The organism is Streptomyces hokutonensis (genome assembly GCF_000376565.1).
GTDB classification, from domain to species: domain Bacteria; phylum Actinomycetota; class Actinomycetes; order Streptomycetales; family Streptomycetaceae; genus Streptomyces; species Streptomyces hokutonensis.
The window spans coordinates 1-9492 of the sequence record NZ_BARG01000141.1; the positions used below are offsets into that span (position 1 = coordinate 1).

Annotated in this window: 7 protein-coding genes and 1 pseudogene; 6 read left to right on the forward strand and 2 right to left on the reverse strand. The window is 69.8% G+C overall.

Translation table 11 applies throughout. The features are described from left to right. Positions 1-733: 733 nt before the first annotated feature. Both SSP08S_RS54050 and SSP08S_RS54055 read left to right on the forward strand, forming a co-directional pair. Positions 734-1939 carry a sensor histidine kinase gene (locus SSP08S_RS54050; RefSeq protein ID WP_245608159.1) on the forward strand — a complete coding sequence of 402 codons (1206 nt, stop codon included), beginning with the start codon at positions 734-736 and terminating at the stop codon, positions 1937-1939. 61 nt (positions 1940-2000) lie between these two features. Beyond that, positions 2001-2657 carry a response regulator gene (locus tag SSP08S_RS54055; RefSeq protein WP_019075966.1) on the forward strand — a complete coding sequence of 219 codons (657 nt, stop codon included), beginning with the start codon at positions 2001-2003 and terminating at the stop codon, positions 2655-2657. On the opposite strand, the gene SSP08S_RS54060 is transcribed toward SSP08S_RS54055, so the two are convergent. Together SSP08S_RS54060 and SSP08S_RS54065 are read right to left on the reverse strand one after the other, a co-directional pair. Further along, entirely contained in the window at positions 2627-3307 is a 681-nt protein-coding gene (locus SSP08S_RS54060; protein ID WP_019075967.1) for a DedA family protein, read from the reverse strand. The two genes, SSP08S_RS54055 and SSP08S_RS54060, sit on opposite strands and share 31 nt — an antisense overlap. Next, complete coding sequence (locus SSP08S_RS54065) at positions 3304-4029, reverse strand: class I SAM-dependent methyltransferase (protein WP_019075968.1); 726 nt, start codon at positions 4027-4029, stop codon at positions 3304-3306. Before SSP08S_RS54065 ends, SSP08S_RS54060 begins: the two co-directional genes overlap by 4 nt. Positions 4030-4152: 123 nt before the next feature. Between SSP08S_RS54065 and SSP08S_RS54070 the strand changes: the two genes are divergently transcribed. The 4 genes and pseudogenes from SSP08S_RS54070 (at position 4153) to SSP08S_RS54085 (ending at position 9130) form a co-directional block, all read left to right on the forward strand. Next, on the forward strand, positions 4153-5307 hold the full coding sequence (locus tag SSP08S_RS54070; protein ID WP_174479469.1) for a sensor histidine kinase: 1155 nt from the start codon (positions 4153-4155) through the stop codon (positions 5305-5307). Further along, positions 5304-5954, forward strand: a complete 651-nt coding sequence (locus SSP08S_RS54075; RefSeq protein ID WP_019075970.1) for a response regulator — start codon at positions 5304-5306, stop codon at positions 5952-5954. The genes SSP08S_RS54070 and SSP08S_RS54075 overlap by 4 nt, the downstream gene beginning before the upstream one ends. Positions 5955-6262: 308 nt before the next feature. Next, positions 6263-6454: pseudogene (locus SSP08S_RS64870) on the forward strand (transposase); the annotation flags it as partial. A gap of 333 nt (positions 6455-6787) precedes the next feature. After that, entirely contained in the window at positions 6788-9130 is a 2343-nt protein-coding gene (locus SSP08S_RS54085) for an alpha-L-fucosidase (protein WP_019075972.1), read from the forward strand. Positions 9131-9492: the final 362 nt, after the last annotated feature.

The following is a 9492-nucleotide window of genomic DNA, read 5'->3' on the forward strand; positions in this document are numbered from 1 at the left end:
CCCGACAACAACCCGAAGAGATCAGTAACTCCGGTACCCAGGTACTAGTCGGTCCTGTGGCATTCCCTCCGGCGGTGCCATGGCGTCGGTCTATTCCGCTTCTAGGTTGAAGTGCGGGACTGATCAGGCCCGTCCAGGCAATGCCGTCTTTTCCCGGCGGGAGCAACTTCGTGGCGATCGTCCTGCACCGACTCGAGCCGGTCGGCGTTTCACCCGCCACCACCAGTCGTCCCCTTGCGGATCCTCCTCCTGGCATCCACGTTCGTGGGCTCGGCGCCGACGCCTGCGTCGGTCGGTCGGCCGGCCGGCGTGGGCGTCCTGAGACTCGCCGTGAGATCCGGCCCCGCCTCACCTCCGACGTGTGCGAGGACCGCAAACCGCGCCACACGCTCGGAGCCCGGCAGGCCGCCCGCTCCACGGCCGCCTTCTCCCGCGGTTCGCCCCCGCGGCTCCGGCGGCGCGGACGCGGACGGTGACCAGGTCGGGTCGAGCGCCGACCCCGAACCGCTGTCAACCGTACGATCGCGAGAGAGCGGTCGGCCCAGGTCGGCGTTCTCCCCCAGTCGCCGCTCGTCCATCCATTCCCCCGGGACGGGCGAGCGGCTCGCCTGTACCGCGAAGGGCACAGACCTTGACCCCCACTCCCCCACAGGATTCCCGGCCCGGTCGACGACTCACCGGTCGGCCCGAGCTGCCCGAGGCACTGACGACCGATGATGAGCAGCGTGTGATCGTGTCCATCATCGCCCGGCTGTCTTCCTGGCGGTGGGCGGACCGGGCCCACCCCTGGGTCCGGCGATGGGGCGTACCACTGTTCTGCGCCGCCGTGGGCGTGACATCCATACTCGCCTCCACCGACAAATCCCGGGGCGCCGAAGACCTGGCCCTCATCGTCGTCCTGGCCGTTCCGCTGCTGTGGCGGGAGCGCAGGCCGATGCTGGTCTTCGCGCTCACCACTGCCACGGCCGTGCTGACGACCTACGCAGGGTCCCTCCATGGCGCCAGCGCCAGCGCCGACGTCGCACGCCTCGTAGCCCTGTTCAACGTGGGCCGCTTCGCCACCCCCGGCCGGTTGCTCGTCGCCCTGGCCATCTCCCTGGCGCAGCTGGTCGCCTGGTCCGCCGGACTGTCGGGGGACAGCCCGGCGGCGTACCCGGCACGCCCGGAACTCCGCATGCTGCTGGGGATGGTCACGGTGACGGCCATCGCAGGCCTCGGCCTCGCCACCCGCCTGGTGAACGTCGTCATCGCCGCCCTGCAGAGAGAGAAGGACCAGCAGGCCCGCCTCTCCGTCGCCCAGGAACGCGCCCGCGTCTCCAAGGAGATGCACGACATCCTCGGCCACACCCTCGCCGTCGTCGTCAGCCTCGCCGACGGTGCCGCCGGCCTGACCGAGGCAAAGCCCCAACGCGGTGCCGAGACCCTAAGACTCATCGCCGACAGCGGCCGCGGCGCCCTCGCCGAACTGCAGCGACTCCTCGCCGTCATCGACGACGACAACGACCGGCCGCACGGTGCCCCGCGCGCCCCGCAACCCGGCCTCGCCGACCTCGACCCGCTGATCGAACGCGTCCGCGCCGCCGGCCCGAGCATCACCCTGGACATCGACGGCGACCTCACCGCGCTGACACCCGGCCTCCAGCTCGCCGTGTACCGCATCGTCCAGGAAGCTCTCACCAACACCCTCAAGTACGCCGCCGCCGACACCTCCAGCAGCGTCCGAGTGACCGTCGGGCCCGGCATGGTCCACATCGACGTCGAGGACACCGGCCCCTTCCGCACGCCCCGTTCCCGAAGGCGGAGCACCGGAAGCGGCCGCGGCCTGATCGCCATGCGCGAACGCGCGGCCATCTACCAGGGCCAGGTCACCGCCGGACCCAACCGGGAAGGCGGCTGGAGCATCCACGTCCGTCTCCTGACCGCCCCGCCCTCCCCCTAGCTGTCGGCACCTCCCCCCATGAGCGGGGAGGGACCCCCGACCGGAACGGAGAACCCCGCACATGACCACCGTGCTCATCGTCGACGACCAGGCCCTGCAACGCCTCGGCTTCAGCATGCTCCTGGAACAGCACCCCGACCTCACCGTCATCGGTGAAGCCACCCACGGCGCCGAAGCCGTCCGCAAGGCCGCCGAGCTGAAGCCCGATGTCGTCCTCATGGACGTCCGCATGCCCGGCATGGACGGCATCGAAGCCACCAGACGCATCGTCGAGTCCGGCGGCCGCTCCCGCATCCTCGTCCTGACCACCTTCGACCTCGACGAATACGCCTACGACGCCCTGCGCGCCGGAGCGTCCGGGTTCCTGCTCAAAGCCGCCTTGCCCCACGAACTCATCTCCGGCATCCGCGCGGTGGCCGCCGGAGACGCCGTCATCTCGCCCGGTCTGACCCGCAAACTCATCGACGCCTTCAGCAGCCGCCTGCCGGGCCACACGCCCGCACAGCAACGGCAGCTGGACCGCCTCACCAACCGGGAACGCGAAGTACTCATCGCCATCGCGACCGGCTGGAGCAACACCGAGATCTGCGAACACCTCTCCCTCGCCGAGTCCACCGTCAAGTCGCACGTGGGTAGCATCCTCACCAAGATCGAGGTCCGGGACCGGGTCCAGGCCGTGATCTTCGCCTACGACGCCGGCCTCGTCAGGCCCGCCTGAGCATGGCCGGAGCACTTCGCAGCAGGCTCGGACGCCGGTTCCTGGGACGGACGAGATGGGCGGCACCTTCTTCGCCACAGCAGCGAGCCCCCGATCGCCATCAGAGCGACCAGGGCGAGGGCGGGGCCACCCAGCGTGAGGACACGCTGGAGAGAGGTCGCTGCGGCGTATCCGACACCCGCTTCCGCCGTGGCCCACGCACAGGCGGCGACGACACTGTACGGAGCGATGCACCGGTAGGGCAGGCGAGTGGCGCCCGCGGAGTGCGGGGCGAGCGTGCGCACCACCGGCAGGAAGCGAGCCACGAAGACCGCCCGGCCACCGTGGCGCGTCATAAGCGTCTCGGCCCGGCCCCACGCGACATCCGGAACGCGACGGCCCATAGGGCCGCCGCGCAGCCGGTCACCGAGGTACCTGCCGGTGCGGTGGGCGAGGAAGTCACCCGCCACCACGGCGCCGACTGCGGCTGCGATGACGAGAAGAAGGTTGACCTGGCCCGTGCGAGCCAGCGCGCCGGCGGTCAGGAGCAGGGTCAGCGTCGGGACGAAAGCGCCGATCAGCAGGACCGACTCGGCAAGGACCGCAGCAGCCACCACTGCGTACGCCGCGACCGGCGGGAGGTGGCCGAGGATGTCGGAGAGCGCGTTCACCGACTCGCCCCATACGACCGCGGCTCGACCTGGTCCGCAGAGACAAGGGGACGTTGCAGATGCCAGACGTAGGCGGGGGGAAGGTTGACCCACACCGTCCAGCGGCCCGTGGCGTACGTGCGCTGGTAGGTGGCCATGATCTCGTCCACGGCGGCGTGGCGGCGGGCTTCTGCTCGCGATGCCGTCAGGGCGCGGGCCCTGCGGGTGCCCAGGTAGGCGAAGTAGGTCAGCGTGCCGCCGGGGTGGAGGAGTTCCATGTAGCGGGCCATGATGCGCTCGACCTGCACGGGCGTGAAGTTGGTCAGGGGCAACCCGGAGACGATGACGTCGTACCGCTGGTCGGTGTCGAGGTCCTCGACGTAGGTCTGATGCACGTTCACCTGCGCAGACGTGGCTGCCAGGTGCGGGTGCGCGGTGACGAGACGGCGCAGTCGCATGGCGAAACGCGGGTTGGCCTCGACGATGTCCAGACGGCTGCCACGGGGCAGTTCGGGTATCAGGGTGCGGGTGACCGATCCGGTGCCAGCGCCTGCTTCCAGCACTGCCAGCGGGCGGGGCGCCTGCACCCGTACAGGGTCGGTGAGCACGCGAGCCAGTGCCTTGCCACTGGGTGCTACAGCACCCGTGGTGCGCAGGTCACGGGCTGCCTCGATCAGGAACATCCAGCTTTCGGCGTTGCGCTGCGCCGGGACGCGGTCGTGGGAGGTGGTCCAGTCGTTCATGGAATTGACGCTAGAAAGCTGCGTCCGGCATCGGATCCGCCGTTCTACGACGGCGTCCCCCTACGAAAGTAGGGGATGGACATCGCCGATCGTCAGGCGGAATCGCGCACCGGTCTGCCTAGCATGAGCCGGGTGAGCAGCAGAGAAGGCCGCAGATGGGCGGCCTACGGGCGTGGGGTGGTCGTGGCGTTGTGCGTGCTGGGGGCCGCGCTGAACGACATGGCGTTCGAAGGGCGCTACCTGCTCCCCGTCATCATCACGGCGCTGGTGTGCGGAACGGCCCTGCTCGTGTCCCGGCTGCGGTGGCCGATCGCGCCATTGCTCGTCACGGCGGCCACGGCATGGTGGGGGTGGCCGCTGCTGCCCATGCTGGCCGTCGCCTTGTTCGACCTGGCTGTGGACCGCCGGGCGCGGGTGGCCGTGGGTTGTGCTGTCGCCGCGCTGGGTGCCAACCTGCTCAGCTACCGGGACACCTCTCTGTGGACGGGCCAGTCCTACGCGTCCACGCTGCTCCTGCCGGTGCTGGCCGTGCTCGTCGGACTGTGGCTGGGCAGCCGCCGGCGCCTGGTCCAGGCGCTGGCAGCCGACGTCGAGCACCTGCGTGTCGAGGCGCAGCTGCGCGAGGAAGCGGCCCGCACCGCGGAACGGTCTCGTATCGCCGCCGAGATGCACGACGTCCTGGCCCACCGCCTGAGCCTGATCGCCCTGCACACCGGCGTGCTGGCCACCAAGAGCGGCACGCTGCCCGCGCCGGTCGCCGAACGCCTCGGACTGCTGCGCAAGACGTCCGTCGAGGCACTCACCGATCTGCGTGATGTTCTCGGTGTGCTGCGCGATTCCGACGCCACGCAGACGAGTGCCGCACTCACGCCGGTCATACGAGACGTGCGGGAACTGGCCGACGAGGCCCGCGCCGCCGGTCAGCACATCGGGCTGATCGTCGAGGGGCGTCCCGAGGAAGCTCCCACCACCCACCGACTGGCCGTGTACCGCATCGTCCAGGAAGCACTGACCAACGCCCGCAAGCATGCCGACGGGGCCGTGGTGACCGTACGCATCGACTACCGGCCGCCCGCCACACTCGTCGAGGTCACCAACCCCGCTGGTACTCACCGCACGGACAGTGTCGGCAGCGGCTACGGACTCGTCGGCCTGCGCGAACGCGTCACCACGCTCGGCGGGCACCTGAACTCCGGACCGGCGGGCGCGGGCTCCTGGCGGCTGGCCGCACGCATCCCCCACCCAGCCGGCATCGAACAGAACGGCACCCGCACATGATCCGCGCCATGATCGTCGACGACGACGCCCTGGTCCGCCTCGGACTGGCCGACCTCCTCGCCGACGACCCCGGCATCGAGGTCGTCGCCCAGGCCCCCGACGGCCTGAAGGCCATCGAACAGGCCACCGCCCACCGCATCGACGTCGCCCTGGTCGACGTACGCATGCCCCACATGGACGGCATCACCGCCACCGCCCGCCTGCGAGCCCTCCCCCACCCGCCGAAGGTGATCATCCTGACCACCTTCGACCTCGACGAATACGTCTACAACGCCCTCGCCGCCGGAGCCGACGGCTTCCTGCTCAAGGACACCGATCCCGCCGAAATACTGCGCGCCGTCCACCTGGTGGCCGCAGGCTCGGCCATGCTCCACCCCACCGCGGCCCGCCGCCTCATCGACCGCTACCACGCCACCAACCAGCCCCGGGCAACCGTCGCCAAGGCCCGGCTGGACCGGCTCACCCCCCGCGAACGCGACGTGCTCACCCTCCTCGCCCACGGCGACACCAACGCCGACATCGCCGCCCGCCTCGCCATGCGCGAGAGCACCGTCAAGGCCCACGTCAGCCGTGTCCTGACCGCGCTGGAAGTCACCAACCGCGTCCAGGCCGCCCTCCTGGCCCGCGACGCGGGACTCACACCGTGACAAGGACCTCGCCTTCCGAGCTCCGGGCCTCCGGGCAACCCGCGGCGAAGGCAGCAACGGTCACCTCGGCATGCCCCCTGACATACCTCGCGAGGGGACCTGCGCGAACACCAGGCATCGCCGACCCCCTGCGCGTGCGTCGAACAGGCCGAGTACGGACAGCCTCCGGAGCCACGTCGCCCCGGCGGATGCCGGCGGGCATGCTCAGGCGCGGTGACGGCCGGCTGCCACAACGCAGATGATGGAACAGCAGGCGCCGTCGCCCGGACGGCGTCAGCCACACGGACACTCGAATTACCGGCGCTCATGTGTTCGGCGTGATTCCGACAGGATCCGGGGAGAGGGTCGCCGCGACGATCCGGCCCATCCTCGCCCAGCCGAACGCCGAGCTGGTCCGCCGGCAACTGGACACCGTCGCCGACGCCCTCGGACGACAGTTCCCCAAGGTGAGGCAGATACTCCTGCACGCGAAGGACGATCCAACCGCCTTCGCCGCATTCAGCACGATGCGCGACGAACGCGAGCAGTTCGACTTCGCCCGCCGCCACCTCCCCGAAGGCAGCACGGACTCCATCCACACCAACCACGACGCCGCCGCACTCCCCACAGCGACACCACCACAAGGGACATGACCATCTGCGGCCCCCTCATTCAATCCAGCGTGCGGCCGCCGGGCCGCCCCTGAAGAGACGGCAGAACTTTTACATCGCCGGCCGAGCAGGACATGCAGTCGAGTCATCCTATGAATCTCCCCAACTCCCCTCTCCGTCCGCACCATTGACAGTGCCGCGGCCCCAATCAATCATCAGACATCCGAGGAATTGGAGCCGCTCATGAGTACGTATCCGAGACGTCAGGTCCTGGGCGCCGCGGCCGGAGTCGCCGCAGCAGCAGCCCTTCCCCTCACTTCAGCCACCGCCGCACACGCCGCCGAACTCGTCGCCACCGCGTCCGGACCGTGGGTCCCCGTCCCCGAGCCGGTCCCCGTTCCGCTCGACGGCCTCTACGACAACGACGGCATCGACACCGCCTCCGCGCGCGGCGGCGACTTCGACGGTTCGGGCTACACCTTCCCGGGCGAGGAACTCCCCACCGGCCGCGTCGACGTCGACGGCATCCCCTTCCTCTTCCCCTCCTCGGCCGCAGGCGCCAAGAACAACGTCGTCGCGATGGGCCAGCGCGTCGAACTGCCCCACGGCCGCTACCTGTCGGCCGTCTTCCTCACCTCGGGCAGCTACGGCAACGCCTCCGGCAACGCCACCGTCCACTACGCCGACGGCTCCACCACGACCGCAGGCCTCGGCGGCGCCGACTGGTACGCGGCCGGCGGCTCGCTCTCCGCCCCGTACCGCTACCAGCCTGACGGCACCAAGGACCCGCACAGCGTGGGCATCGGCACCTCGGAGGTCTGGCTCGACCCGCAGCGCGAGGCGGTCGCCCTCACTCTCCCTGTGACCAACCCGGCCGAGGCAGGCAAGACCTCCCTGCACGTCTTCGCCCTCTCCCTCCAACCCGCCGCCCAGGGACGGGCGTTGGCCCTGCGCGACGCCCACTCCACGAACTCGCTGCTGGAGTCGTCCGGCGCGCAGAGCGTGGAGGCGACGGTCGTGAACGCCGGTACGGTCGCGATCCTCGCGGGCGACGGAGTGTCCGTGCGTGTCGACGCCGAGGGCGCCCGTACGGTCGAGCCCGCCCGCGTCCGGCGCCTGGACCCCGGTGAGCAGGCCCGCGTCCGCGTCGGTATCCGCAGCGGTGCCGCGCCCGGCACGGTACGGGACGGCACGGTGACCGTGACCGGGCGCGGATCCCAAGTGGCGGTCTCCCACGAACAGTTGACCCTCGGTGTCGCCGACTACCGGCCCACCGGGGCGTCCCTGGCCGGGCATCAGGCGCCGTACTGGTTCCAGGGTGCCAAGTTCGGCATCTTCATCCACTGGGGCGTGTACTCGGTGCCCGCCTGGGCGCCGGTCGGCAAGCAGTACGCCGAGTGGTACTGGGACCAGATGCAGGACCCGAACAACCCGACGTACGCCTACCACCGGGACACCTACGGCGAGGACTTCGCCTACGACGACTTCATCCCGCGCTTCACCGCCGAGAAGTTCGATCCGCGGGCCTGGGTGGAACTGTTCCGGGACGCCGGCGCCCAGTACCACGTGCTCACCTCGAAGCACCACGAGGGCTTCGCGCTGTGGGACACCAAGGTCTCCGACCGCAACGCCGTGAAGATGGGCCCGAAGAGGGACCTGGTCAAAGAACTCTTCGACGCCTCACGCCGCCACACGCCCGAACTCCACCGCGGGCTCTACTTCTCGATGCCGGAGTGGTTCAACCCCGACAACCCGTGGATGGGCCACGCCCCGCGCAATCCGTACACCCTTCAGCCGGTGCCGTACACCGGATACACCGCGGGCAAGGACTTCGTGACGGAGTATCAGGCCCCGCAGATGCTCGAACTGATCCACGGCTACGACCCCGAGCTCATCTGGTGCGACATCGGCGGCGCCAACGACAGCCTCGACGTGCTGGCGGAGTACTTCAACCACGCCAAGAACCGCCGCCGTCCGATCGACGTGACCGTCAACGACCGTTCGGGGATCGCCTTCCACGACTTCACCACACCCGAGTACACGACGTACGAGAACACGGTCGTCGCCAAGTGGGAGTCCAGCCGGGGCCTCGACCCGTTCAGCTACGGCTACAACCGGGCGACCCCCGACGACGGCTACATGACGGCCGAAGAGGTCGTGCGCAACCTCGTCGACATCGTGTCGAAGAACGGCAACTTCCTTCTCGACATCGGTCCCCGGGCCGACGGCACGATCCCCGAGATCATGCAGACCCGGCTGCGCGAGACCGGCCGCTGGCTACGCGTCAACGGCGAGGCGATCTACGACACGACGTACTGGTCGAGGATGGCCCAGCTCGGCGACGACCTCAGATTCACGGTCCGCCCCGACGAGGCCTTCTACATCCACTCGCTGGCCGAGCCCGGCGCGAAGCTCACCGTCGAGGCGCCGATCCCGATCCGCAGCGGCGACAAGGTGACGATGCTCGGCCACGACCGCCCCTTGGCATGGACCCTCAGTAATGGGGCGCTGGTGATCGACGTCCCCGAAGCCGCACGCAAGACGGGGCAGCACGCGTGGGTGTTCAAAGTGCACTGGCGGGCCTGAGTCCCGACGGACACCCGAGCACGACCGGTGGTCGCGACGGCACGACGCCGTCCGCGACACCTGCGGGCACAGGTCCCACAAGGCAGGGGCGTAACTGTCACGGAACCGCGGTCACACCGCCTGGCGTCCTCAGGAACACCAGGCGGTGGACCTGGACCGGCCGACGATCCGAACAGGTCGTCGTGGTAGCCCATCGGGTCGGCCCTCTCCGCCGGGGCAGTAGAAGGCTGGATGTTCCTGATCGACACGGCCCGCGATCCGCGGCCCTCCGGCACATCCACCTCCGGCGGAAACGCGCCGGCCCAGGCCCTGACCGAACCCGTGCGGGTCCAGGCACCCGTCCGCTGCCAGTACTGGAAATT